This is a genomic window from Pseudomonas sp. I3-I5, from assembly GCF_022699445.1.
Lineage (GTDB): Bacteria > Pseudomonadota > Gammaproteobacteria > Pseudomonadales > Pseudomonadaceae > Aquipseudomonas > Aquipseudomonas fulva.
Genome location: NZ_CP093940.1, coordinates 691,978 through 717,001, shown reverse-complemented (window position 1 = coordinate 717,001; position 25,024 = coordinate 691,978). Strand labels below are relative to the sequence as shown.

Sequence of the window (25,024 nt, the reverse complement as noted above, 5' to 3'; positions counted from 1 at the left end):
CCTTTGGGCCGTCCACGGGTGTCCCGGCCAAGGCAGGCATGCCTGGGTACCGGGCATCGCCAGTATTTCGCTCGGTGTCCCTGCCCTGCTTGCATAAACTTGCGCTTTTGCGCATCAGGGCGCTGTCACCAGTCCTTGGCCGCAGTAGCATGTGCAGCAGAGGTAGGCCCCGATGACGCCATTCACCCAGCTGCAAGTGTTCAATGTCATGCATGCATCACCCAACGCCCGGCTGGAGCTCAGCGCGCACCTGGGCGATGGGCTGGCGGCTGCGCTGTGGCGCAACCGCGACGATGCCCGCGACTACCAGGCACCCAGCCACCACACCCTGTCCTGCTACCTGGCCGACGGTACCGGCACCTTTCGACGCCAACGCCCGGCCGACAAAGGTGCTCCGGACAAGCTGTGCGTATTGCCGGCCGAGCACGAGTCGAACTGGGTGATCAACGGGGCCATCCGCATGGCCCACTTGTATGTGAGCCCAGCGCAGTTTGCGCTGGGGTGCGTACGCCTGCTCGACCGGGAACCGCGGGCGCTGCAACTGCAGGAGGCGACCTTCCTGGACGACCCCGGGCAGGCCCTGCGCTTTCGCCAGTTGTCAGGCCTTGACTGGAACGAGCCGGCCGAGCGTTTGCTGGCCAGCAGCCTGGCGCACGAGATCGTCGACCATGCCGTGCTCAGCCAGGTGGGCCTGCGCCAAGGTCTGCGCCTGAAGGGCGGGCTGGCGCCCAGCCAGCGCCGCCAGTTGATCGACTACATCGAGGCACACCTGGAGCATGCCCTTACCCTTGGCGAGCTGGCCGTGCGGTGCAACCTGTCCGAGTACCATTTCGCACGCATGTTTCGCGTGAGCTTCGGCTTGCCACCCCATCAATACCTGCTGGCCCGGCGCCTGCACCGGGCGTGCCTGCTGCTGCGGCTGGGCCATGCGCCCTTGGGCGAGGTGGCCCTGGCCTGCGGGTTCGCCAGTGCCAGCCATTTCAGCAATCGCTTCCGCCAGGTGCTGGCGGCCACGCCTGGGGAGTATCGCCAAGCCCTGGGCCGAAGGGCCGGTCGCTAGAATTCGAAGGTGCCCGATACGCTCACCTGCCGCGCATCGCCCACCGCCACGAAGTACTGGTTCACCGACGAGCTGTAGTACACCTTGTCGAACAGGTTCTTGACGTTCAGTTGCAGGCGAACGGTGTGCTCGTCCAGTTGGGTCTCGTAGCTGGCGAAGGCGTCGGCCACTGTGTAGGACGGCAGGTCGAAGGTGTTGGTCGCATTGCCGGTACGCTCGCCCACATAACGAGCCCCGGCACCGGCGCGCAGGCTGTCGCCACCGAACAGGCTGCCGAAATCGTAAACGGCGGACAACGAAGCGCCGTGCCGCGCCACGTTCTGCAGGCGGTTGCCCTTGAGGGCCGGGTCCTGGGTGACCTTGGCATCGGTGAAGGCGTAGCTGCCGATCAGGCTCCAGCGCTCGCTCAACTGGCCGGTCAGGTCCAGCTCGACGCCCCGGGAGTTCACTTCACCGGCATTGCTGTAAACCGTCTCGCGGGTACTCGAATCGAAGTTGGACACCAGAACGTTGCGCTTGGTGATGTCGAACAAGGCCAGGGTACCCGTGATACGCCCCGGCACGTCGAGCTTGGCCCCAAGCTCCCACGACTTACCCTCTTCCGGGGCGATGGCGCCGTCGAGCACCACGTTGCCGGCCAGTGGCGCGATGGTCGAGTTGGGCTTGAACGACTCGCTGTAGCTGCCGTAGAACGAGAGTTGCTCATCGACCTTGTACACCACCCCCGCATGGGGGACCCAGGTTTGCCCACTGATGTCGGTGTTGGCATTGAACGGGCGCCCGCGACCGGCGTACTGGTCATATTGCTGGAAGCGCCCACCGGCCACCAAGATCCAGTGATCGTCCAGGTGCAGCGCATCCTGCATGAACAGGGCGTCGGTGCGCAGCTTGTCGGTCTGGTCACTGTCGGAGGCGCGTACCGTGCTGCCTTCCACTTCACGCCCATACACAGGGTTCAGGTAGTTGAAGGAGGTGCGCGGCGTCTGGCGGATCAAGTCGGCGCGGTACACCTTGCGGTCTTCATGGTCCAGGCCCACCAGCAGGTCATGCTGCAGGCCTGCCAACTGGACCGTGCCAGCCAGGCTCGCCGTGACGAACTGGTCCCGGCTCATGGCACCGCGCGTGCCATCGATGCTGCGCGACAGTGTTCCGGTGCGCGGGTTGACCCCGGTCACGCGTACCTGGCTGGCGTCATAGGTTTCCCGGTTGAAGCTGTAGCCCAGGTGCAGTTTCCAGTCGTCGGCAAGCTGATGGTCCAGTTGCAGGCTGTAGAGGTCGGAGCGGCCCTGCATATCGTTGAACGGCTCATCCAGGCGCCGAGTGGCTGGGATGTCAAGCGGATGACCGTCGTTACCGAAGGCCGTGCCGCGGTCGAACGGGTAGAGAAACTCACGGTGCTCGTAGGCCACCACCACTTGGGTATCCTCGCCCAGCCAGGCCAGCGAGGGGGCCAGCAGCGTCTCGCGGCGCACGCCATAGTTGCGCCAGTAGTCTTCGTCCGTATGGTCGGCAATCAGGCGGTAGGCCATGTTGCTGTCCCCCAGCGCGCCGGTGCTATCGAACCCGCCACCGCTGCCGTTCTTGCCATCGCCATAGGTCGAGCCGCGTGCAGTCAGGGCGTTGTAGGCCTGCAACTGCGGCCGCTTGCTGACCACGTTGATCACGCCGCCTGGATCCTGGATGCCGTACAGCAGCGAAGCCGGCCCCTTGAGCACCTCGACCCGCTCAGTGCTGGCACTGAGGCTGCGGCCCTGCACCAACGGCATGCCATCGCGCATGATCGAGCCGTCGCGGTTGTCGCCAAAGCCGCGCTTCATGACGGTGTCGGAGGTACCGCCGAAATTGTTGCCTTGGGTAATGCCGCTGACATTGGCCAGGGCATCGTCAAGGTTGCGCGGCGCCTGGTCGCGCAGCACTTGGGCAGGCACCACGTTGATCGCCTGGGGGATGTCCTGAGTGGGGCCCTGGCCACGCATGATCGAGGTGGTGGCCGGCGGCTGATAGCTTGAGCTGTCGAGCTGCGAAGTCACGGTGGTGGCCTGCAGGTTCAAGGCACCTGCGGTGTCCAGCGCCTCCAGGGTGAAGGTATGGGCATCGACCCGTCGCCAGATCAGCCCGGCATTACCCAACAAGCGTTGCAACGCTCGCTCGGCGCTCAAGGCCCCGCGCAGCGCAGGCGCCTGCACGGCAGGCAGCGTCAGGGTATGGACCACGCTCTGACCGGTGACGCGGCTGAAGGCGTCCAGGGCCTGGAGCAGTGGCTGGGCGGGTTGGTCGAAGGTGTAAGCTTGCGCGCGTTGCGCCGCACTCACCGCTGGGGTGTAGACGAACGGCGGGAGTACTGCAAGACCGAGCCAGAGGGGAACGCAACGCAAGGTAGACTTCATGGACGCTGACCTGAGAGAGGGTGTTGAGTGCGAATGAATCGCACTTCCACGCACTACACGGTTCAGGGGTGGTGATACCTCACCTGCGGGATGAAGTTTTTTTGAGAGCATGGCATCAGGTGCATAACGACCAGCATTCAACGGATAACCGTGAACCGCCCAAGCACCGTCTGACGCGAAAAGCCCAACACTGCACCCAGTGAGTCCAGCGCCTGCAGCGGTTCGGCAATGGGGAAACTACCACTGACTTCACGGTGCCCCAATGCTTCGTTGAGCAGCACGATGTGACCGGGGTAATAGCGACCCAGCTCCTCGACCACTTGCGCCAGCGGCGCCTGGGAGTAGGTCAGCCAACCCTCGCGCCATGCCAGACGCTGCTCGCTGTCGACCGACAACGTGTGGCTGACCTGCCCCGCGCTGTAGCTCACCTGCTGGTTGGCAATCAGCTCACGGGCCACGGCTCCCTTGGATGGGCGGACCGCTACGCGACCGGCGCGTACGGTGACCTGGGTGGCGGCGCCCTGCTCGCGTACTTCGAACTCGGTGCCCAGCACTCGCACCTGCCCATCCGCGGCCTGCACCACAAAGGGCTCGCCAGTGTGGGTGACCTTGAAGAACGCGGCGCCGTGCAGCAACCGCACGCGTCGCTGGCCTTTGTCGAAATGCACGGCAATTGCACTGTGGGCGTCCAGCGTGACCGCCGAGTGGTCCGGCAAGGTCACTTCGCGCCGTTCGGCCGACGTACTGTAGTCGGCGCGCAGATCCAGCAGCCAGTGCCCGGGCTGCCACCCAACGAGCATGCCAATGGCCATGATCAGGCAAGCGGCCATGGCCAGCGCCCCTGCACGCCAACGCCTGGGGCGCCTCGTAGCAGGCGGCGTCATCCGGTCGAGGTAGTGTTGCAGGGCCAGCCGGTCTTCATCGGCCAGGGTCGCGGCAGCGGGAGCACTGTGGTTCCACAGCGCCTGCGCCTGCTCGTACGCAACCGGGTGCCGGGGATCGGCCAGCAGCCAACGCCTGAACGCCGCGCAGCGGGCCTGCTCGGGCTGCCCGTTGATGCGTACAAGCCACTGCAGGGCGGCATCGGATTGTGCCTGGGTGACAGCAGCTAACGTGGTCGTCACGGCGTGCCCCGTGGTCGTCGTGGAATGGGCGCGGCCAGGGCGACACTGGCCTTGCAGGCTTGCAGGGCACGCATCATATGTTTTTCCACGGCGCTTTGGGACAGTTGCATGGCGAGTGCTATTTCGCTGTACGTGCAACCGTGGACACGGTTGAGCAGAAAGATCTGCCGGGTACGCTCGGGTAACGCACGCAAGGCGTTTTCGATACGTTGCAGATCGTCATCCACCTCCAGGGTCTGCTCCAGCGTCTGGCTCACAAGGTGCGCGCTGTCCTGTGAAGCATCAGCGACAGCACGCTGTCGGCTGCTCTCGCTGCGCAAGTGATCGATGGCCAGGTTGCCGGCGCAGCGCATTAAGTAGGTGTCCAGGGCTTCGACCTTGACCTGCGCACGCCCCCAGAAGCGCAAGAACAGTTCCTGGACCAGGTCGGACGCGGTGGCCCGGCAGCCTACCCGGCGACTGACCAGCGCCTCCATGCGCGCGCGCTGGGCCATGAAGACCTGGATAAAGCGGGCACGAGCGCTCGATTCACCGTCCGAGCCATCGTTCTGCGTCGTGGGGCTCATGGCATCACCCGGCTGACAGGACCAGCAACGGCCCCAGCAATGCGCTGACGGCGGCCATGCCGACCAGCAAGCGCGGCAGATACGGCAACGCGAACACCCACAAGGTCACACCTGCCATCACCACGGCCGTCCACTCCACCAGGCCGTGAGCCCAGCCCCGCGACTGCACAGCAAGGACCAACGAGACCAGCAGCATGAGCCAGCCGGTCACGCGTAATAGCTGCGGTTGTCCTGGACCAGGCGTGCGCCCCAACAGCGTTTCGAAGTGCTTGGACATGGCCAGGCACAAGGCGGCGAAACCCGCAAAGGCGATCAAGGCGATACCGAACATCATCGGGCCTGCGCCGTTTCATGGCCAACCTGGCTGGCGCGTGAACGGGAAAGCTTGGCCGAGGCCACCGCAGGGCGCAGCTTCTTGCTTGCCAGCCAGGCCAGGAATACGCCGCAGCCCAGTGCGGTGAGGTCGAACCCCGCCATACTCCAGTCGCCATCGATGATGGCGTGGTCGAGCCCGTGCGCCGTGGTCAGCGCGTTGAGCAGGGGCAACAGCATGAAGGCCAGCGCCCCGAGTGCCAATTGCTCACCCCAGGCCCGGCGACCGCTACGCGCAATGGCATGCGCCAGCGCCAGGCCCCACGTGATGAAAAACGCGTTGACCTCCCAGTCGGCACGGGCTTCAAGCGCCACCGGCAGCAGCCGGTTAGCCCAGAAAAAGCTGGCCACTGCCAACAGCAGCCCACTCATGCTGACGATATTGAGCACTTCCACCAGACGCAGCTCACGTGGAACGCGTGGGGCTTTGGCATGCTTGAGCTGGCGCTTGTCCAACCACATCACCAGGCCGGTCCCGATTACAGCGGTGCCCGCCAGCCCGAAGCAGAAATACAGCCATCGCAGCCAAGGGCCAGCAAAATTGCCCATGTGCAACCCGGCGAAACTGAATGCCGTCAGCATGGCGCCACTTTCGGGCTTGCCTTGTTCGAGCAGCGCGCCTGTGGCGCCGTCGAAGGTCCAGTTGGCACTGCGACGATAGGCAACGTGGTCGGCGGCAGATTGAGTGAAGGTGACCCGGGCGTTGCTGTCGCCCGGGTTCTCGACCCGAATGTTGCCCACCCGCGCCCCTGGTTGCAGCGCCTGGACCTGGGCATACAGACCCGGCAGTGGTGCAAGCGGCGCGGCGACCTGGGCTGCCTTGGGCGCCTCCCCTCCCCCAAACAGATCATTGAAATACTTCGAGGTGTCATCGCCGTAATGCGCCATCAGCCCTGCGGGCATGACCAGGTACATGAACAGCACCAGGCTGCTGTAGCTGATCATCAGGTGAAACGGCAGCACCAGCACGCCAATGGCGTTGTGACCGTCCAGCCAGGAACGCTGGCCTTTGCCAGGACGAAAGGTGAAGAATTCCTTGAAGAGCTTCTTGTGGGTGATGATGCCGGTGACCAGCCCCAGCAGCATGATCAGGGCGCAGAATGTCGACAGCCAGCGGCCATACGGATAAGGCATCTGCAGCTGGAAGTGGAACCGGTAGAAGAACTCACCGCCACGACTGTCGCGCGCCGTGACGGGCTCGCCGGTCTTGGCATCGAGGGTCTGGGTGACGAAACCGCGCGGCCCGCCGTTCGCATCCCGATACCCGACCTTCACACCTGCTTCGCGCTCATTGGGCAAACGAATGAACCAGCTTTGCGAAGCGGGCGCCTGACGTTGCAGGTAGCGCTGCGCCGCCTCCAGTGCGGCCTGCGGGCTGGCGGCGTGATGGCTTATCTCAGGCTGCATCCAGTGGGTGATTTCTTCCTTGAAGTACGACAGGGTGCCGGTGAGGAAGATGGCAAAGAGCAGCCAGCCGAACAGCAGGCCCGTCCAGGTATGCAGCCAGGCCATCGCCTGGCGGAAGCCTTCTTTCATGGCAATTTCATCCAATGGACCAGTGCGCCAAGCAGCCCGAGCACCAGGCTCGGTATCAACACGCCCAGCCACGCTCGCCAGGCATCACGGCAGGCAAAGCAACCGATGAATGCCAGCACGTAGAACACGAACGACAGCATCAGGCCGATCAGCGTGGCGTCGACCGGCGCCACGGGCAGCGACACTGCCACGCAGAAACTGGCCGTAGACGCCAACAGGTAACCGCCGAGCAACGCCGCCAGGCTGCGTGAAGCCACGGCCAGGCGATAGCTGGGCGTGAGGCTGGCGGGTTTACGGGTCATGACGAAGTCCGGAAAGGGTCAGGCCAGCAATAATAATGATATGGATTCTCATATGCAAAGCCTGGCCGACAGCATGCCGGGCAAAAGTGAGCAATCGGCTTTGCTACAAGACATTTATTTTTTCGAGGGGGTTGAATTCGCTGTTCGCTTGCCTGACCTTAGAGTCAAGAGGCGCAGAAATTCCAAGGGTCTCAAGGGCCTGGCGTCTCCACGCGAGCAAGCTGAATAAGGATTGAATCATGCAAATCCAGGTCAACAGCAGCAACCACATCGATGGCAATGCCCGGCTCGACGAGTGGGTCCGCAACACGGTGCAAGACACGCTGGAGCGCTACGAGGAAGACCTCACCCGTATCGAGGTACACCTGCGCGATGAAAACGGCGGCAAACCCGGACCACAGGACAAGCGCTGCCAGATGGAGGCTCGCCCCAAAGGCCATCAGCCGATCTCGGTGACCCATACGGCCAATTCGCTTGACCAGGCGGTGGACGGCGCGGCTATTAAGCTGACCCACGCGCTGGAGCATCTGTACGGCAAGTTGCGCAGCAAGCGTGGCGTGCTGGAGCTGAGCGATCCGGAGGCTTGATCACCTGACCAGAATAGGGCCGCGCAGCGGCCCTTGCCTTATCCAGCCGCAGGGGCTCAGCCTTGCACTACTGCGCCTGTCACGACCGATAAACGGTTGGAACCTGCTCCCGCCCCCGCCAGTCAATTTCTGCATCATCACGTTGCAGAAGCGCCATCATGACCAACCCATTCGATCAGATCAGTGCAGCGTTCAGCCCCCAGTACCGGGTCAACCTGAGCATAGAGGCGCTAGACGGGAGCATCATGCTCACCTTGTCTGACGAGGCGGGCATTGCCGCCAAACGCTTGATCAGCCAGGCGCAACGCAACGACCCTGCTCGTTTGCAACGGGTCATCGACAGCATCCGCCTGGGTCTGGCGATAGACCGCAGCCAGAACCCCATGCAAGTGCTCGCCGCCCTCACGCGCCCCGGTGGCGGCCAAGCACGCAACGTCGTGGCCAACTGAGGGTTACTTGCCCTCTTCCACATCCTTGCCGCTGGCATCCAGGGCCTTGGTCGACGGATAGCGATACGACGCGTAGCGCACCACCAGAATGGCCAATGCCAGCAGCAGAATGCCCCCGCACACGTACAGCAAGCCTACATCCGGCGCCTTGTGGTGCGACACGTCGCCAATCAACAGGCGGGTGAGCGCCGTGATGGCCACGTACAGTAGAAAGCGGATGGGCATGTGGTTGGTCTTGAAATAGATGCCTACCATGGCGCCCAACTCCAGGTAGATGAACAGCAGCAGGATGTCATCCACACTGATCCCACCCTTGCCGAGCATGTCCAGGAAGGTCACCACAGCGGCATAGGCGGTTATCGCACCGATGCCGAACAAGGCCAGGTAGTGAAAGCCTTCGACGCACAGGTTGCCCAGCGAATCGGCTGAACCATGCAAGCCTTTGCGCAGTTTTTCTGCCCATTTGATGTTCACGATCAACGACTCCCCAAAGCTATCCAAAAAATGATGCGCTACCCGTATGACGCTTGTGCCATGCAGTTAAAGGGCCAGGCACAGGGGCTTGGAAGGTGGTCGAGTGACGCAGGACACGCGCAGCACCCGGGAAATTCAGGGTTGCGCGATTCGGAGAATGCCATTACTGTATATAGATACAGTAAATCGTTAACAGCAAAAAGGCATAGAGGTGATGAATGGCCGTCGAAGTGGTGTATCGCAGCAGCCGCGACCCGGAGCGCTTGTTCATGGATAAAGCCGAAGCAGACCGTCACGACAAGATGCTCGAACTGGCTGAGCGCCTGGCAGAAGTGCTGCACAAGGCCGTGCCATCATTGAGCGAGCAGCAGGTAGAAGAAGCTGGTATCTACATGGCGAAGAACCGCGATGTGTTTGCCAGGGCGTTCAAGAGCCAGCCTGACGCGCTGGGTGAACTGCTCGAGGGCGATGCTGCTCAATAGCGATCGCTGGTGCCTTGATTGCCTAAGGGCGCGGAAATCACGCGTACAGCATACGTTCCGCCAGCGCCTGCGCCACACGTGCAGGTGAACGCTTTTCAGCCTGGGCATGGCCGAACACTTCGGTGAGTCGGGCAGGTATACGGGCAATATGGGCGGTGATCGCCTCCGCTCTTTCGCCCTTGTGAGCCAACGCCGAGTAGATCAGGGCGCCTGCGTTGATCACGTAATCAGGCGCATAGAGAATCCCTCGCCCCTCCAACTGATCGGCAACATGCAGCGATGCCAGCTGATTATTCGCAGCGCCTGCCACCGCCGCGCACCTCAACTGCATCACACTTTGCCCATTCAATCCCGGGCCTACGCCGCACGGGGCGAAGATGTCGCACGGTGTACTGGGTAGCGCATCGTGGGCAATCGGTTGTGCGTCGAACTGCTCCACTGCAAGTCGCACCCGGCCTGGCTCCAGGTCGCTGACCAGCAGGTCTGCACCGGATGCATGCAGATGTTCAGCCAGCGCATACCCCACGCTCCCCAGTCCCTGAACGGCAACACGCAGCCCTTCCAGGTTGTGGCTGCCCAGCCGTGCATGGGCGGTGGCGCGCAGGCCCGCGAATACCCCCATCGCCGCATGTGGGGCAGGGTCACCCAGCGCCGTCGTGCTGACAACATGGGGGGTGCCCTGCGCCAGGCAATCCATGTCCAGCGTCGAGGTGCCGCTGTCCAGGGCAATGAGCAGTCGCCCTTGCAAGCTATCGATGCAGCGGCCGAGTGCCTCGAACAGGGCGGCGCGGTCGTTCACATGCGGACTGCGCAAAATGACCGCCATGCCGCCCCCGAACGGCAGGCCCGCCATTGCCGCTTTGTAGCTCATGCCCTGGGCCAGGGTGACTGCATCGGTGATGGCACTCTCATGATCGGTGTAGGCCAGGTAGCGACAACCGCCCATGGCCGGCCCGAACCGCTCGCTGTGAATGACCACGACGGCTTCAAGGCCTGTCTGCGGATCGTTGAACACATGCAGTGACTGAGTACGGGTGCTTTGCATCAGTGCGAACATGGCCTGGCTCCCCCATGAGGTGCAGCATCCAGTATAGGCACCTGAACCGGGCAGGCCGGGCTACCGGACAACTGGACGAAACCGCTCTGGCCGGCTATTACTCAAGGGTGAGTGGAGAAGCCCATGAAGCCACGTCAAGCCTGCCTGGCCTGCCTTGAAAACAAGCCTGCCGCCCTGCTGCAAGCTGCGCTGTGGATCGCCGCCGAACATGACCCAAGCGTCGACCCTGATGCCTGCCAGGCCGTCTGCCAGAACATGCAGCACACCATCAGCATTCACCTGCCCATGGTGGCGGCCACTGAACTTGCCCAGCCGCTTTTGCGCCAGCTCAACGCATTAGGTTTCCAACAGGATGAATACCTGCCGCTGCGTCCGCACGCTGCCTTGATGAACCATGTGCTGACAAGGCGACGCGGCCAACCGTTGGCCTTGGCCATCCTGGCACTGGAGTTTGCGCAACGTTTGTCCATTCCACTCGAAGGTGTCAGCTTCCCGGGGCACTTCCTATTGCGCGTGCCGGGTGCCGACCATTTGCTCGACCCCTGCGGCGGTCGGCGTCTTTACCCCAATGATTGCCGGGAGCTGCTGATCCGCCAGTACGGCCCTGGCACCGCGTTGAGCGCCGAGCACCTGCGCCCGGCCAGCGCGATGCAGATGCTGCAACGGCTGTCACGCAACTTGCGCCACCTGCACACCAGTAATGATGCCCCACTCGCGGCGCTGATCGATGCCGAGCGCGTCATGCAACTGGGGCCCGCCCAGGTTGGCGACTACCTGGCCCGGGCAAGCCTGTACAGGCAACTCGATTGCCCGCACGCCGAACGCTTCGACCTGGAACATGCGTTGCTGCTCACGGAAGACCCTGTGCAGCGACTGGCAGTGAGCGAGCGACTGGGTCAGCTGCCTTCGATCAATCGCTCGATTCACTGACGGCAGATGAGCGGGGGCTAACGTCTTTCTAAAAGTAATAGCGCAGGGGCACAAGTAACTGGATTGGATCACCAGAATTAGTGATGATCTGGCACAACGGACTATCTGCAATGCGCAACCTCACAGGCTCAGCGCACCCATTAGCAAGGAAAGCAAGCTTTGAACATACCGACTCGCATAACTGCCATAACCACTTTGACGCTGACTTTCATGGGATTGCCAGGGTGCGGACAGACGACACAGAGCGAACAGCCGAAAGTGTCTAACGTTCAACTCAGAAAGATCGCCAGTCAACTTGTGGAAGCCAATGCCACACTCAAGGAGCTCAAGGAAATACAGGCTCAAAGCATGGTTATGCAACAGGCTCAGCTTGCAGCTCAGCTATCGCTTAACCAAATCCTCCTGCAGTCGCTCAACGACAGGGCCTACAGGAGCGCAACCAAGGAACGCAAAGCCGATGCGCATGATGAGGCGCCTGAGCAGTCATCCAAGCCACGCTAGGCAATGAACGACTTCTCAGATCAACCGCGGCTTGGTGCGCTCACCGCGGTGTATCGGACTGACGCGAAGGATGAGCCTGCATGAACGCCGGATGCTGCTCCGCCAACGCCGCCACTCTGCGGATGCGCGGGTAACGCCCCAGGTCGATCCCGAATCGCTCGGCGGCATAAAGCTGCGGTATCAGATAGACATCCGCCAGGCCGGGCGTATCGCCCAGGCAGTAGCCATCCTCGCCGATCACCTGCTCGACAGCCCCCAGCCCCTGGCTTATCCAATGACCGATCCATTGGTTGATCTGCACTTCATCCTGGCCCGCTTCACGCAGGCGGTTGAGCACGCTGACGTTGTGCAGGGGGTGGATGTCGCAGCCGATGATCGCCGCCACCCCGCGGGCCTGGGCGCGCTGCGCTGCACCTTCCGGTAGCAGGGCGGGCTGCGGGTAGGCCTCTTCCAGGTACTCGATGATCGCTGGGGATTGCACCAGCAGCTCTCCAACGTCTGTACGCAGGGTGGGTACCCGGCCCTGGGCATTGATACCCAGGTAACCGGCTTGCCGATGCTCGCCTTTCAGCAGATTGACGGGCAGTGCACGGAAGCTCAGCCCTTTGAGGGCCAAGGCAATCCGCACCCGGTAGGACGAGGTGGAACGGTAATAGGTATACAGCTCCATGCCTGCGTCTCCTCAGTTGGCCGCGATGACCCGGCCACGGCACTCGCCGAACCCGATGCTCACCTCGCCGTCGCACACACCCCGTGCCCGCAGGATGACTTCGTCGCCGTCCTCCAGAAACTTGCGCACTTCGCCATTGGGCAACTCCACCGGGTGCTTACCGCCCTCGGTGATTTCCAGCAAGCTGCCATAGGACCCTGGGGTGGCACCTGACAGGGTGCCGGAACCGAACAGGTCGCCGGGTTGCAACTGGCAACCGTTGACACTGTGGTGCGCCACCAGTTGGGCCACCGTCCAGTACATGCTGCGGGTGTTGCTCAGGGCCAGGCGGTGCGGTGTAGCACCGTCCTCGCGCATGCGCTCGGTGAGCAGCAGCACCTCCAGTTCGATGTCGAATGCACCGGCTGCCTGATCACGCTTGTCGAGCAGGTAGGACAGCGGCTGGGGATCCCCGTGCGGCCTGGCCGGCTGAGCGCAGCGCAAGGGCGCCAGCGCCTCGGCCGTGACGACCCAGGGCGAAATCGTGGTCACGAAGCTTTTGGACAGGAACGGCCCCAGTGGCTGGTATTCCCACGCCTGGATGTCTCGCGCCGACCAGTCGTTGAGCAGGCACAGGCCCGCGATGTGCTCGGCGGCATCGCCGATGGGGATGGCCTGGCCCATGTCATTGCCCTGCCCGATCCAGATGCCCAGCTCCAGCTCGTAGTCCAGCCGCGCACAGGGGCCGAAGCTCGGTTCGCTCTGCCCGGCGGGCAATGTCTGGCCCTTGGGCCGGCGAACATCCGTCCCGGAGGGGCGAATGGTCGATGCACGGCCGTGATAGCCGATGGGCACGTACTTGTAGTTGGGAAGCAAGGGGTTGTCGGGGCGGAATAACTTGCCGATGTTGCGGGCGTGCTCGATGCCCACGTAGAAGTCGGTGTAATCGCCGATCTGGGCCGGCACGTGCATCTGGCAAGTGCTGGCGGGGTAAAGCGCCCCTTCCAGCATTGCCTGGTGCTCGGACTGCTCACCGAGCAACTCGAGCAGCCGTTCACGCAGCGCCACGCGCGCTCCGCGCCCCAGTGCGAAGAAACCATTCAAGGTGCCGCCCTGCGTAGCGAGTACCGCCGCCTTGGCCTGACCTTCGAACAAACCCAAGCCCAGCACCGCCTCAAGGTCGAGGATGGCATCGCCGATGGCCACGCCACAGCGTCTGGCCTCGCTGCCACGACTGAAGATACCCAAGGGCAGGTTCTGCAGCGGGAAGTCACTGTGCCCATTGGCATGGCTCACCCAACTGCGGGCGATAGCGTGTTGGTTCATGGGTTATCTCCGGTTCGGGTTGAAGGTGCTGGGCAAGGTGGCCCAGCAGCTGTCGTAGTCGGTCTGCAACTGCGGGCAGGCCATGGCGTACTGGCTCGGGCGCAGCACCTGGCTGGTCTCGAACATGAACGCCATGGTGTTCTCGATCTTGTGCGGGGCAAGCTCGGCGGCGATGGCCCTGTCGCACGTCTCGGCATCCGGGCCATGGGCGCTCATGACGCTGTGCAGGGAGGCGCCACCGGGCACGAAGCCTTCGGCCTTGGCATCGTAGGCACCGTCGATCAGCCCCATGAACTCGTTCATCAGATTGCGGTGGAACCACGGTGGACGGAAGGTGTTCTCGGCCACCATCCAGCGCGGCGGGAAGATCACGAAGTCCATGTTGGCAAGGCCGTGCACACTGGTCGGTGAGGTGAGCACGGTGAAGATCGAGGGGTCCGGGTGGTCGAAGCTGACGGTGCCCAAGGTATTGAAGCGGCGCAGGTCGTATTTGTAAGGCACGTTGCTGCCGTGCCAGGCCACCACGTCCAGCGGCGAATGCTGGAGTTCACATGCCCAGTGCTCCCCCAGGAATTTCTGTACCAGCTGCACCGGCCCGGTGGTTTGTTCATAAGCGGCCACCGGCGTTTCGAAATCGCGAGGGTTGGCCAGGCCATTGCTGCCGATGGGCCCCAGGTCCGGCAGGCGCAGGGGCGCGCCGTGGTTTTCGGCAAGGTAGCCACGCGCCTGGGCATCGACCAGCTCGACGCGAAATTTCATGCCGCGGGGAATCACTGCAATTTCAAGCGGGCCGACCTGCATGACACCCAGCTCGGTGGCGATGCGCAGGCGACCTTGCTCAGGCACCAGCAACAGCTCGCCGTCGGCGTTGAAGAACACGCGCTCCATGGAGCGGTTGGTGCAGTAGATGTAGATGCTCACACCGCCAGGCGCATGAGCAGGGCCATTGGCCGCCATGGGCACCCAACCCTCGATGAAGTCGGTCGGCGTTTGCGGGATGGGCTGCGGGTTCCAGCGCAGGCGGTTGGGCGTAATCGTACCCAACGCCTCGCTCAGAGGCTGGCGCGCAAGGCGCTCGAAACGCGGGTGAGCGGCCGACGGCCGGATGCGGTACATCCAGGTGCGGCGCAGCTCATGACGGGCCATGGTGAACGCTGTGCCGGAGAGCAGCTCGGCATAGAGCCCATAGGGGGTTTTCTGAGGCGAGTTCTGCCCGACCGGCAATGCGCCTGGCAACGCTTCGCTGGTGAATTCGTTGCCGAAACCGCTGAGGTAGTGAGGGTCAGGTGCAGGGTCGCGATTCATCGATGCCTCCGGGCCGGGGCGGCCTGTGGGAGCAGTTGCTGCTGCCCGAGGGAACGGCGGCGCATCTGCATTGTTTTTATCGTAATCAGATTACGAATAACGTAATTTGCTCTGCGCCAGGCGTCAAGCTATAAAGGCGCGACTCGATGACTCGCGGATGACCCTACCGATGGCCAAAGCCAGCTCCCCTACCGACAACGGCAAGCAGAAGGTCCGCTCAGCCGAGGTGGGCACCGACATCCTCAAGGCATTGGCCGAACTCTCGCCTTCTACGTCACTGTCCAGGCTCGCAGAGCATGTCCAGATGCCGGCGAGCAAGGTGCATCGTTACCTGCAAGCCTTGATTGCCAGCGGGTTCGCCGAACAGAATGCGGCCACCAATCATTACGGTCTGGGGCGCGAAGCATTGCGCGTGGGCATGGCCGCGCTGGGCAGCATCGATGTACTGAAAGTCGCCGCGTTGCCGCTCTCCCAGCTGCGTGATGAATTGAACGAGAGTTGCTTCATTGCGGTGTGGGGCAACCAGGGGGCGACCGTGGTAAGCATCGAACCGGCCGTGCGCGCCGTCACCGTGGTGACGCAGATCGGCTCGGTATTGCCGCTGCTGACCTCGTCCACCGGGCTGGTGTTCGCGGCCCATTTGCCTGAGCGGGAAACCGTGGACCTGATGGCGCGCGAGCTGACCCAGCTCAAGCAGCGGCCTGATGATTATCAGCAGGTACTGGCAGGTATACGTGAACGCGGTCTGCATCACATCCACGGGCTGCTGATGCCGGGTGTGGATGCGCTGTCAGCACCGATCTTCAACGCCATGGGGCAGATCGCTGCGGTGATGACGGTGGTGGGGCCCACGTCGATGTTCCAGGCCGATGAACAAGGCCCTGCGGCGCAGCGGCTACTGGCTGCCACGCGCGAGACAAGCTGGCGCATGGGGCACTGCCCAGCGCCTTGAGTACTGCAGACTGTTGCCTGGTATGTAACGGTGAATGTCGCCGTATGCGGTTTTTCCAGCGGATTCAATTGCTTATTATCGGATCACTGGCTGCCACCGAGGGCTCTCCCCCCGCTCGCGGTGTCAGCCAGGTGTATCGACGTAGATTTTGAAGCTCCTTGATCTGACGTCTCGATTGACCGCTGCGAAAGGCAGCGGTTTTTTTTGCCTGCGATTTAGTGCTCAAGGGCCTGGTTGCCGCTTCAACGGGTCAGGACTGGGCCACCTTGAGCGAGCCGAACGCCTGGGCGGGCTCTCTGAACGCCAGGTAATGACGCAACACCTGTTGCGGCGCTTCGGTATGCGGATGATGACCAATACCCTGCAACAGCACGGCATCGGCGGTCGGTACGTGCCGACGGTAGTGTTCGACCATGTGCGCGCCATAAAGGGGATCGACTGCGCCCGCGATCAGACGCAACGGCACCGTCCCTTGCAGCGCCTGTGTCCAGCGATCACGGTGGCGCATGCGTTCAGGCACGTAACCGGCAAGCCTGTGCAGCACGCGCGTGCCGCGATTGGCAGCCAGCATGCTCCAGAAGTCGTCGAGCACGCTTTCGCTCGGGTGGGTACACGGCCCGTAGACACGGGTCAGGTGACGCACCAAGTCATCACGGCTGAACGAACGCGCCACCAACCACCCCAGGTGGCTTAGCAGCAGCTTCTGCAGCAGCAGCATGCGACAGCCTTCAGGAAACAGGCCGCTGTTGAGAAAGACGCAGCTGGCGATACTGGCACGCTGTTCATGATGCCGAGCCAGCAGTTCCTGAGCCACGTTACCGCCGTAGTCATGAGCCAGCACATCCACCGGCTGCTCGATCTGCAGGTGAGCCAGCAAGGCCTGCTGCAAGTCGGCCTGCTCCATTAGGCTATAGACGTGATCAACCGGTTTGGCCGAATCGCCGAACCCTAGCATGTCGCAGGCCACCACCCGATAGCGCTGGGCCAGAGGCCCCCACAGGTAATGCCAGTCCCAGCTCCCTGTAGGAAAACCATGTAGCAAAAGCAGGGGCGTTCCTTGCCCTGCGGTCCAGTAGCGGATGCTCTGACCCCGGAATGTGAAACTCTGTCCCCGGGTACGCCAGACGCACAATGGAATTTCGGCCATGGGCATCGGAAGGCACCGGGTTAAGGAATATGGACGCGATAGGGCAAGGCTGCTGTCATTGCATGTCACCTCGGCACTTGCATGTGCTCTCTATGTCGAGACACAGTCTAGCCAGCGGCCGAGGCGCTTGAACTTGCGTTGCCAGCCAGCTTGATGACTGAGCGAGTCACCTGCACCAGCGGTAGGCGCAGCCTGTCTGGTTGCCGGCTGCGTTCCCGTCCTGCAAAACGTCAGGCGTTCAGTGCCTGGGCCAGTTCAGCCAGCCACGGCTCGGCATCGGTTTCCGGTGTCACGCTCTCGCTGGCATCGAGCCGCAGCATGGGCACCACCTCGTGCACGCCAAGTTCGGCAAACAGTTCGCGCATCTGTTCGCCGCCGCCGCAATACGTATCGCCATAACTGGAATCGCCCAAGGCGATGACTGCACCCGGCAGGCCACGCCAGGCGGCCGGCAGGGTGTCGCGAATGGCGCTGTAGAGAGGCATGAGGTTGTCGGGCAGCTCGCCCATGCCGGTGGTGGAGGTCACCGCCAGCACTGCCTGCGGGCCGAACGCCTGCAGGTCGGGCAAAGAGGCTCGGTTGGCGTGCCAGGCCTCCAGGCCAGCAGCCTTGAGCAGCGATTCGGCGTGACGGGCGACTTCTTCGGCGGTGCCGTACACCGATCCGGAAATAATGACGACTTTCATCAGGGAAAAGGTTTCCGATACTGAGTGAAATCGTAGGATACTAGCACCCAGCGCTGGCACAAGGCCGTGGTAATGCCCGTGGCCCTCATCCCTTCACTGCATGACCTACACATGATCACTGCGCAGTTGCTGCAATCGATGGTCGATGCCTCGGACGACGGTATCGTGGTCGCCGAACAGGAAGGCGACGACACCATCCTCATCTACGTGAATGCGGCTTTCGAGCGCCTCACCGGCTACAGCCGAGATGAAATCCTGTACCAGGACTGCCGATTCCTGCAGGGAGACGACCGCGACCAACTGGGCCGCGCGCGCATCCGCAAGGCGTTGGCAGAAGGCCAGGCCTGCCGTGAAGTGCTGCGTAACTACCGAAAGGATGGCACCGGGTTCTGGAACGAGCTTTCGATTACCCCGTTAAGGCATGCGGCTGACCAGCGCCTGTACTTCATCGGCATTCAGAAGGACGTTACCCGGCAAGTGGAAATGGAACGCGAATTGGCCGAGCTGCGCGTTCGTCAGAAAGCCGGTGACCAGACCTGAACCCCGGTTGTTTTTTGGAGTCAACTGAGTTGTAGAACCCTCCACATCGAGTTTCGAGATGCCCCCCGACACGCTTTTGACCCAGGATGAGCTGGACTATATCCAGGATGTCCAGCACTCCCCGCAGTTCGACATGGCCGAAGCCATGACGAGCCTCCTGGTCAATGGGGACAGCCGCATCCAGGGCCTGTTGACGCGCCTGGTCGCGCATGAGCAAGTCACCTTGCAGGCCCATGTCAACAACCAGCAGATCAGCATTCCGCTGCAGCTGATCGAAGACGAGTTCCATACGCTGCAATTGCAACTGGGCGCGCCCGACATTTTCGAGATAGGCCCCAGGCTGCGACCCTGGCGACTGACCCTTGATCCGCCCTGTGCGCTGCTCGACGCCCATGGTGACGACAGCGGGCTCTGGGTGTGTGACATTTCTGTCAAAGGTGTGCTTGTGCAAGTGCGCGACCTACCTGACGCCCCTGATGTCTTCACGCTCCGATTCGCCCCGGACGGGGTCTGCCCAATCGAGCTTCACGGCAAGCTCGGCCGGCGTATCGACGGATCGAAGGCCGCTTATGACCTGAGTGGCACTGCCCAGGAAGACATCGAACGCCTGCGCGATTTCATTCTCCACAAGCACCGGCTGGCTCACCCTGAGTTGCATACGCAAATGCCCGGCTGAAGCCCACACCCGACGAACGCGCCGTGTTTACCCACCCTATGACTTACGCCTGCCCGGGCGATACGCCATAATCCGCGCCCACTTCTTGCATGCCTAACTGAGTCGACCACCACCCCGGCCGACACAGCCAAGGGGCCAGCTACCCGCCAGCCTCGTCGTCAGGAGATACACGATGTCTAGATCCCCCGTCACCTTGATGGTGTCGCGGCGCGCCGCCGACGGCCGCTACGAAGAATTGCTGGCCTGGCTCCATGAGGGCGAACAGCTGGCCACCGACTTCCCCGGCTACCTGGGCTCAGGGATTCTCGCACCGCCGCGCGACGGCGATGAGTTTCAGATCATCTTCCGCTTCAGTGATGAGCCGACCCTGCATGCCTGGGAACATTCGGCTTCCCGGCGCGCCTGGCTCAAGCGGGGCAACGGGCTGTTCGAGCGCCCCAGAGAGGCACGGGTCAGTGGCATAAACGACTGGTTCGGCACTGCCTTGGTGCGTAAACCACCCCGTTGGAAGCAGGCCACGGCGATCTGGCTGGCGTTCTTTCCGGTGTCACTGGCTTTCAATATGCTGTTCGGTCACTGGTTGGCAGGCATGGACCTGTTGCCACGCGTGCTTGTGAGCACCCTGGCGCTCACCCCCCTGATGGTGTACCTGTTCATCCCCCTTTCAACGCACCTGCTGGCGGGCTGGCTGCAGGGTTCGTCAACACGTGAACACGCCTGGCGTAGCCGGTAGGCGCAGGCCTCACACGCGCTGGGCAGTTGGGGTATGCTGGGCGGCAACCCTCGACAGATACAGTTGACCGCCCCGAACATGAACAGCCCTATCCTGATAACCGGAGCCAGCCAACGCGTCGGGCTGGCCCTGGCCATGGAACTGGCCCAGGCCGGCCATACGGTGGTCAGTGCCAGCCGCAGCGTCCAGCCGCAATCGCCACACCCCAACATCATCCCGTTCACGGCAGACTTGTGCCAGGTGGCCGATCGCCAGGCATTGGTCGACTACCTCTACAGCCATTACGATGGCCTGCGCGCCGTCATCCACAACGCTTCGCTGTGGCTCGACGATGGCCTGGCCAACCTCGAGACCATGTTCCGCCTTCATGTCGAAGCGCCCTATCATCTCAACCTGGCCTTGGGCGAGCTGTTGGCCAAGGTCGACAAGGCTGACATCATCCACGTCTGCGACGAGACATCCTCGCGCGGCAGCAAAAGCCACATCGGCTATGCCGCCACCAAGGCCGCGCTGCAGAACATGGTGTTGTCGTTCGCCGAAAAGTACGCGCCCACGGTGCACGTCAACGGTATTCTGCCTGGGCTGCTGATCCTCAAGGAGGGCGGCGACGAAGCCTATCGCCAACAGACACTGAAGAAGGCACTGCTGGAATTCGAACCGGGCGCCGGGCCGCTGATCGAGACGGTCAAGTACCTGCTTGCCAGTCAGTACAGCACCGGCAGCCAAGTGGTCATCAATGGTGGCCGCCACCTGAAAAACCGCATCATTTGAGAGAAGCCCATGACCCCACAGCAACAGCTTGAACTGGAGGCCGCCGCTTTCCGCCGGCTCGTGGAACACCTGCGTTCACGCACCGACGTGCAGAACATCGACCTGATGAACCTGTCCGGGTTCTGCCGCAACTGCCTGTCCAAGTGGTACAAGGCGGCAGCCGACGAGCGCCAGCTGGACCTGAGCCTGGACGAGGCGCGCGAAGCCGTCTACGGCATGCCTTACGGCGAGTGGAAGGCCCAGTACCAGAAAGAGGCCAGCCCCCAGCAGCAGGCCGCATTCGAACAAGGAAAACCCCGTGACTGATCTGACTACCCTGCGCGCCAGCCTGGACAGTGGTGAACATGTGTTCGCCGACACCCTGGCATTCATTGCCGAACACTATGCCTATCAGCCCCGGGCCTTCAGCAACGGTGACGTCGAAAACGCAGCCGGGCAGAACGAAGGTTCATGCAAGACCTTGGGCCTGGCGTTGCTTGAGGGATTGAGTGATCGTGAAGCGCTGCTGGCTTTTGGCGAGCATTATCGAGCTGTGCAGGCCACACCCGAGGGCCAAGACCATGGGAATATCCGTGCGCTGATCGCGTATGGCCTGGCAGGCGTCAAGTTCGAGACACTGCCGCTGTCGCGCAAGGCTTGATGAGGGGCTGCCATCCAGTGGACTGCGCCCTGGAGGTCGGCATCGCAGCATGAATACCGGGGCTGCCTGGCAGCCCCGGTAATCTGAACCCAGAGCGCTCGATTACAGCTGGACGCAATCGAACTGCACGTCGGTCGCCACATCTGCGTCGTAGTCGACGTCAGTGCGCTCGAAGCCGAACAGGTTCAGGAACTGCTTCTTGTAACCGGCATAGTCGGTCAGCTCGAACAGGTTCTCGGTAGTCACCTGTGGCCACATGGCCTTGCAGGCGTCCTGCACGTCATCGCGCAGTTCCCAGTCGTCCAGGCGCAGACGGCCTTTCTCGTCGACCTGCGCTGGCGCGCCGTCGGTGCGATACATACGGTCACGGAACATGCGATCGAGCTGATCCTGGGTACCTTCGTGGACGCCCTTCTCCTGCATGATCTTGAACACCATCGACAGGTACAGCGGCATCACCGGGATGGCCGAGCTGGCCTGGGTCACGACCGACTTGAGCACAGCCACATTGGCGCCGCCCTTTACGTCAGCCGCCAGCTTCTGGTCCAGGCGCAGAGCAGTGTCGTCCAAGTCCTGCTTGGCCTTGCCCAGGGCGCCGTGCCAGTAGATGGGCCAGGTGATTTCGGTGCCGATGTAGCTGAAGGCGACGGTGCGGGCGCCTTCGGCCAGCACATCGGCACCGGCCAGGGCATCGATCCACAGCTGCCAGTCCTGGCCACCCATGACGGTCACGGTGTCGGCGATTTCCTGCTCGGTGGCCGGCTCGATGCTGGCCTCGATGATGGCGTCCTTGTTGGTGTCGATGGCCGTCGACTTGTACGGCTGGCCAATCGGCTTGAGCGCCGAGCGCACCAGTTCGCCTGTCTGTGGCAGCTTGCGCACCGGTGAGGCGAGCGAATAGATGACCAGGTCGACCTTGCCGCCCATGTCGTTCTTGATCAGCTCGATGACCTTGGCCCGCGCTTCGTCGGAGAAGGCGTCACCGTTGATCGACTTGCTGTACAGGCCCTCGGCCTTGGCGAACTTGTCGAACGCCGCCGCGTTGTACCAGCCGGCGGTGCCGACTTTGGTTTCGGTGCCTGGCTTTTCGAAGAACACGCCCAGGGTGTCGGCCTTGAAACCGAAGGCGGCAGTGATGCGCGCCGCCAGGCCGTAGCCACTGGAGGCACCGATGACCAACACCTTCTTCGGACCATCCTCGCGTACGCCCCGTTTGCGGGTGGCTTCGATCTGGTCACGGACGTTGAGCTCGCAGCCCTTGGGATGAGTCGTGGTGCAGATGAAACCGCGGACCTTAGGATGAATGATGGCCAATGTCTGTACCTCGTCTGGTTTATGCACGATAACGCCACGCAGGGCGTTTTCAAAAGTGGACTGAGGGGTAAGACTCACCCCGCAGGTCAGGCGACACATCTTAAGGGTTGAGCGCAGCGATGCAAAATCGGTGGCCGACTGGCGACGGAGCGCCCTGTCCGGACGCCCTCTTCCTGCGCCTAGGCATTGATTCGGTTTTCCTATCAATAGGCAACAAAAACAAACTTAACAAATGAGCAAAATGCGCCGATGCTGGGTGCCCTCACCTTCAGACGGAGAACAACAACATGAACGAAGTGGTGATCGTCGCCGCGACCCGCACCGCCATCGGCAGCTTCCAGGGCGCCCTGGCTGGCGTCCCGGCCGTCGACCTGGGGGCAGCCGTGATCAAGCGTCTGTTGGAGCAAACTGGGCTGGATCCGGCGCAGGTCGACGAGGTGATCATGGGCCAGGTGCTGACGGCCGGCGCCGGGCAGAACCCTGCTCGTCAGGCAGCCATCAAGGCAGGCCTGCCGTTCAGCGTGCCTGCCTTGACCCTGAACAAGGTCTGCGGCTCGGGGCTCAAGGCACTGCACCTGGGCGCCCAGGCCATTCGCTGCGGCGATGCCGAGGTGGTGATCGCCGGCGGCCAGGAAAACATGAGCCTTGCCCCTTATGTCATGCCTTCTGCCCGCACCGGCCAGCGCATGGGCCATGGTCAGCTGATCGACAGCATGATCAGCGACGGCCTGTGGGACGCGTTCAACGATTACCACATGGGCATCACTGCCGAAAACCTGGTGCAAGAGTACGGGCTGAGCCGCGAACAGCAGGACGCTTTTGCGGCTGAGTCGCAGCGCAAGGCGGTGGCAGCCATCGCCGCTGGCCGCTTCGAGGCTGAAATCACCCCGATCCTGCTGCCCCAGAAAAAAGGCGAGCCCAAGGTTTTCGCCCAAGACGAACAGCCACGCTCGGACACCACGGTCGAATCCCTCGCCAAACTGCGTCCTGCCTTCAAGAAGGATGGCAGCGTGACGGCAGGGAATGCCTCCAGCCTCAACGATGGGGCTGCGGCAGTGCTGCTGATGAACGCTCAAAAGGCCCAGGCATTGGGCTTGCCCGTGCTGGCCAGGATCACGGCCTATGCCAGCGCTGGAGTCGACCCTGCCGTAATGGGGATCGCCCCTGTCTCTGCGACTGAACGCTGCCTGGGCAAGGCAGGCTGGCACTTGGCCGACCTGGATCTGATCGAAGCCAACGAGGCGTTTGCGGCCCAGGCGCTGGCGGTTGGAAAGGCGCTTGCGTGGGATGCTTCGCGGGTCAACGTGAACGGTGGGGCGATTGCGCTGGGTCATCCCATCGGTGCATCCGGATGCCGCGTGCTGGTCACCTTGCTGCACGAGATGATCAAGCGCGATGCCAAGAAAGGCCTGGCCACGCTGTGTATCGGTGGTGGACAAGGCGTGGCCCTGGCGATCGAGCGCTGATCAACCGAGCCACGGGCACCCGGGGCCGCTAAGCACGCCAGTGCGCAGCGGCACCTGCCATGCACGATCAGGCGCTGGCCACCTGCAGGGCATCGAACGTGGGTGGCGTCCCCTTGATCGGGTCATTGAGCGCCTTGGCCAGCCGGGCGACATCCTCACAGGCCTGCACGGCGACGCCCAGCGGGCTGTGCAGCAGTGAACAGGCCGTACCGATCCACAGTCGCTCCCCCAGACGCTCATTGGCTTCACACAGCCAGTGCCACTTGCTGTCCAGGGCATGCTGGGCATCGTTTTCTGCATCGACCAGGCCCAGCGACAGCACCTTGTAGGCAGGCAGACGGTCCAGGGTGGTCGTCAGCTGTTCAGGGTCACTCACCAGGTCGATGTGCAAGCCGTCCACCGGCAAGTTCGCGGCCAGGCCAAGGTTGCCCTGCAAGCCACCGGCCCATGTCGCGATCAGCTTCTTCAACGGGGCACGCTGCAGAATGTTGTAAACCCGCTCGTAGGCGTTTTTCCAGTCCTGCGGCAGCGCCTGGGCAAGGATCGGTTCATCGATCTGCACCCACTGCACGCCTAGTTCGGCCAGACGATTGAGAACGTCGTCATAGTGCGGAAGCAGTTCGTCTACACATTCCAGCACCAGGCTGTGCCCATCTTGCGCCGCGCTTTGCCACAAATAGGTCAAAGGGCCGACAAGAACAGGTTTGACGGTGTGGCCAAGCGCACTGGCCTGGGCCACTTCCTTCAGCAGCTGATCGGCAAGCTGGGTGAAAGGCTGCGTCACTGGCGTGCGAGGGTCGCGCACGGCCCCACCCTGCCAGTCCACATCGCCCACAGGCAACAGCTCGATCCCGGCGTCTTTCTGCATTTGCCAATGACGTGCGCGCAGCGCGTGGTCGTTGCCAGTGCGTGGAAAGCCCAGGTTGTGCGCCAGTGCCATGTGTGTTCCCCAGTGTGCAGAAATGATGGCGGCATTTTCAGATCGATTGGCG

General features: G+C 62.7%; 29 protein-coding genes. 14 read left to right on the top strand and 15 right to left on the bottom strand.

Features of this window, described 5'->3' with window-relative positions; all coding sequences use genetic code 11:
* The first annotated feature begins 172 nt into the window (after positions 1-172).
* Positions 173-1,060, top strand: a complete 888-nt coding sequence (locus MOP87_RS03150; RefSeq protein WP_027914424.1) for an AraC family transcriptional regulator — start codon at positions 173-175, stop codon at positions 1,058-1,060.
* Here MOP87_RS03150 and MOP87_RS03145 read toward each other — a convergent pair.
* The 6 genes from MOP87_RS03145 to MOP87_RS03120 form a co-directional block, all read right to left on the bottom strand.
* Positions 1,057-3,447 carry a TonB-dependent receptor gene (locus MOP87_RS03145; protein ID WP_242810118.1) on the bottom strand — a complete coding sequence of 797 codons (2,391 nt, stop codon included), beginning with the start codon at positions 3,445-3,447 and terminating at the stop codon, positions 1,057-1,059. The genes MOP87_RS03150 and MOP87_RS03145 overlap by 4 nt on opposite strands.
* Before the next feature lie 137 nt (positions 3,448-3,584).
* A complete protein-coding gene (locus MOP87_RS03140; protein ID WP_242810117.1) occupies positions 3,585-4,571 on the bottom strand; it encodes a FecR family protein in 987 nt (328 codons plus the stop codon).
* Positions 4,568-5,137: an RNA polymerase sigma factor gene (locus tag MOP87_RS03135; RefSeq protein WP_028687631.1), complete on the bottom strand. Its 570-nt coding sequence runs from the start codon at positions 5,135-5,137 to the stop codon at positions 4,568-4,570. The genes MOP87_RS03140 and MOP87_RS03135 overlap by 4 nt, the downstream gene beginning before the upstream one ends.
* Before the next feature lie 4 nt (positions 5,138-5,141).
* Entirely contained in the window at positions 5,142-5,468 is a 327-nt protein-coding gene (locus MOP87_RS03130) for a DUF3325 domain-containing protein (RefSeq protein ID WP_088522899.1), read from the bottom strand.
* Complete coding sequence (locus MOP87_RS03125) at positions 5,468-7,045, bottom strand: PepSY-associated TM helix domain-containing protein (protein WP_027914419.1); 1,578 nt, start codon at positions 7,043-7,045, stop codon at positions 5,468-5,470. Before MOP87_RS03125 ends, MOP87_RS03130 begins: the two co-directional genes overlap by 1 nt.
* Positions 7,042-7,347, bottom strand: coding sequence for a DUF3649 domain-containing protein (locus MOP87_RS03120; protein WP_027914418.1), 306 nt, complete (start codon positions 7,345-7,347; stop codon positions 7,042-7,044). Before MOP87_RS03120 ends, MOP87_RS03125 begins: the two co-directional genes overlap by 4 nt.
* Before the next feature lie 239 nt (positions 7,348-7,586).
* Between MOP87_RS03120 and MOP87_RS03115 the strand changes: the two genes are divergently transcribed.
* Both MOP87_RS03115 and MOP87_RS03110 read left to right on the top strand, forming a co-directional pair.
* Entirely contained in the window at positions 7,587-7,934 is a 348-nt protein-coding gene (locus tag MOP87_RS03115) for an HPF/RaiA family ribosome-associated protein (protein ID WP_206405622.1), read from the top strand.
* Positions 7,935-8,092: 158 nt separating this feature from the next.
* The gene (locus MOP87_RS03110; protein ID WP_027914416.1) at positions 8,093-8,383 is read left to right on the top strand and encodes a DUF3509 domain-containing protein; all 291 of its coding nucleotides are present in this window, start codon (positions 8,093-8,095) and stop codon (positions 8,381-8,383) included.
* Positions 8,384-8,386: 3 nt separating this feature from the next.
* Here MOP87_RS03110 and MOP87_RS03105 read toward each other — a convergent pair whose 3' ends face one another.
* A complete protein-coding gene (locus tag MOP87_RS03105; RefSeq protein ID WP_027914415.1) occupies positions 8,387-8,857 on the bottom strand; it encodes a phosphate-starvation-inducible PsiE family protein in 471 nt (156 codons plus the stop codon).
* 218 nt (positions 8,858-9,075) lie between these two features.
* Here MOP87_RS03105 and MOP87_RS03100 point away from each other — a divergent pair, with 218 nt between their 5' ends.
* Positions 9,076-9,339, top strand: a complete 264-nt coding sequence (locus MOP87_RS03100) for a YebG family protein (protein WP_058604888.1) — start codon at positions 9,076-9,078, stop codon at positions 9,337-9,339.
* A gap of 37 nt (positions 9,340-9,376) precedes the next feature.
* Here the strand turns inward: MOP87_RS03100 and MOP87_RS03095 are convergent, their stop codons facing one another.
* The gene (locus MOP87_RS03095; RefSeq protein ID WP_242810116.1) at positions 9,377-10,396 is read right to left on the bottom strand and encodes a Glu/Leu/Phe/Val dehydrogenase dimerization domain-containing protein; all 1,020 of its coding nucleotides are present in this window, start codon (positions 10,394-10,396) and stop codon (positions 9,377-9,379) included.
* 123 nt (positions 10,397-10,519) lie between these two features.
* Here MOP87_RS03095 and MOP87_RS03090 point away from each other — a divergent pair, with 123 nt between their 5' ends.
* Positions 10,520-11,326: a tetratricopeptide repeat protein gene (locus tag MOP87_RS03090; protein WP_027914412.1), complete on the top strand. Its 807-nt coding sequence runs from the start codon at positions 10,520-10,522 to the stop codon at positions 11,324-11,326.
* Between the two features lie 159 nt (positions 11,327-11,485).
* Complete coding sequence (locus tag MOP87_RS03085) at positions 11,486-11,827, top strand: hypothetical protein (RefSeq protein WP_027914411.1); 342 nt, start codon at positions 11,486-11,488, stop codon at positions 11,825-11,827.
* Positions 11,828-11,867: 40 nt separating this feature from the next.
* Here the strand turns inward: MOP87_RS03085 and maiA are convergent, their stop codons facing one another.
* The 3 genes from maiA to hmgA are packed head-to-tail and all read right to left on the bottom strand — an operon-like array spanning position 11,868 to position 15,107.
* A complete protein-coding gene (gene maiA / locus MOP87_RS03080; RefSeq protein WP_242810115.1) occupies positions 11,868-12,497 on the bottom strand; it encodes a maleylacetoacetate isomerase in 630 nt (209 codons plus the stop codon).
* Positions 12,498-12,509: 12 nt separating this feature from the next.
* On the bottom strand, positions 12,510-13,802 hold the full coding sequence (gene fahA, locus MOP87_RS03075; protein WP_088522894.1) for a fumarylacetoacetase: 1,293 nt from the start codon (positions 13,800-13,802) through the stop codon (positions 12,510-12,512).
* A 3-nt stretch (positions 13,803-13,805) separates the two neighbouring features.
* On the bottom strand, positions 13,806-15,107 hold the full coding sequence (hmgA, locus tag MOP87_RS03070; protein WP_242810114.1) for a homogentisate 1,2-dioxygenase: 1,302 nt from the start codon (positions 15,105-15,107) through the stop codon (positions 13,806-13,808).
* Positions 15,108-15,276: 169 nt separating this feature from the next.
* Between hmgA and MOP87_RS03065 the strand changes: the two genes are divergently transcribed.
* On the top strand, positions 15,277-16,059 hold the full coding sequence (locus MOP87_RS03065) for an IclR family transcriptional regulator (protein ID WP_027914407.1): 783 nt from the start codon (positions 15,277-15,279) through the stop codon (positions 16,057-16,059).
* Between the two features lie 250 nt (positions 16,060-16,309).
* Here MOP87_RS03065 and MOP87_RS03060 read toward each other — a convergent pair whose 3' ends face one another.
* Both MOP87_RS03060 and MOP87_RS03055 read right to left on the bottom strand, forming a co-directional pair.
* Positions 16,310-17,212 carry an alpha/beta hydrolase gene (locus tag MOP87_RS03060; protein WP_028687625.1) on the bottom strand — a complete coding sequence of 301 codons (903 nt, stop codon included), beginning with the start codon at positions 17,210-17,212 and terminating at the stop codon, positions 16,310-16,312.
* 224 nt (positions 17,213-17,436) lie between these two features.
* Positions 17,437-17,892: a flavodoxin gene (locus MOP87_RS03055; RefSeq protein ID WP_028687624.1), complete on the bottom strand. Its 456-nt coding sequence runs from the start codon at positions 17,890-17,892 to the stop codon at positions 17,437-17,439.
* 111 nt (positions 17,893-18,003) lie between these two features.
* On the opposite strand from MOP87_RS03055, the gene MOP87_RS03050 reads away from it, so the two are divergent.
* The 6 genes from MOP87_RS03050 (at position 18,004) to MOP87_RS03025 (ending at position 21,252) form a co-directional block, all read left to right on the top strand.
* Positions 18,004-18,432 (top strand): PAS domain S-box protein, encoded by a 429-nt coding sequence (locus MOP87_RS03050; protein WP_242810113.1) that lies wholly within the window; start codon positions 18,004-18,006, stop codon positions 18,430-18,432.
* A 58-nt stretch (positions 18,433-18,490) separates the two neighbouring features.
* Entirely contained in the window at positions 18,491-19,108 is a 618-nt protein-coding gene (locus MOP87_RS03045) for a hypothetical protein (RefSeq protein ID WP_242810112.1), read from the top strand.
* Positions 19,109-19,280: 172 nt separating this feature from the next.
* Positions 19,281-19,841, top strand: coding sequence for an antibiotic biosynthesis monooxygenase (locus MOP87_RS03040; protein ID WP_059183330.1), 561 nt, complete (start codon positions 19,281-19,283; stop codon positions 19,839-19,841).
* A gap of 33 nt (positions 19,842-19,874) precedes the next feature.
* Entirely contained in the window at positions 19,875-20,612 is a 738-nt protein-coding gene (gene folM, locus MOP87_RS03035) for a dihydromonapterin reductase (RefSeq protein WP_027914402.1), read from the top strand.
* 9 nt (positions 20,613-20,621) lie between these two features.
* On the top strand, positions 20,622-20,918 hold the full coding sequence (locus tag MOP87_RS03030; protein ID WP_027914401.1) for a DUF1244 domain-containing protein: 297 nt from the start codon (positions 20,622-20,624) through the stop codon (positions 20,916-20,918).
* On the top strand, positions 20,911-21,252 hold the full coding sequence (locus MOP87_RS03025) for a HopJ type III effector protein (RefSeq protein WP_197874390.1): 342 nt from the start codon (positions 20,911-20,913) through the stop codon (positions 21,250-21,252). Before MOP87_RS03030 ends, MOP87_RS03025 begins: the two co-directional genes overlap by 8 nt.
* 102 nt (positions 21,253-21,354) lie before the next feature.
* On the opposite strand, the gene fabV is transcribed toward MOP87_RS03025, so the two are convergent.
* Positions 21,355-22,566 carry an enoyl-ACP reductase FabV gene (fabV, locus tag MOP87_RS03020; protein ID WP_242810527.1) on the bottom strand — a complete coding sequence of 404 codons (1,212 nt, stop codon included), beginning with the start codon at positions 22,564-22,566 and terminating at the stop codon, positions 21,355-21,357.
* A gap of 287 nt (positions 22,567-22,853) precedes the next feature.
* On the opposite strand from fabV, the gene MOP87_RS03015 reads away from it, so the two are divergent.
* Positions 22,854-24,032, top strand: a complete 1,179-nt coding sequence (locus MOP87_RS03015; protein ID WP_242810111.1) for an acetyl-CoA C-acetyltransferase — start codon at positions 22,854-22,856, stop codon at positions 24,030-24,032.
* A gap of 67 nt (positions 24,033-24,099) precedes the next feature.
* Here the strand turns inward: MOP87_RS03015 and MOP87_RS03010 are convergent, their stop codons facing one another.
* A complete protein-coding gene (locus tag MOP87_RS03010) occupies positions 24,100-24,972 on the bottom strand; it encodes a 5-methyltetrahydropteroyltriglutamate--homocysteine methyltransferase (RefSeq protein WP_088522891.1) in 873 nt (290 codons plus the stop codon).
* Positions 24,973-25,024: the final 52 nt, after the last annotated feature.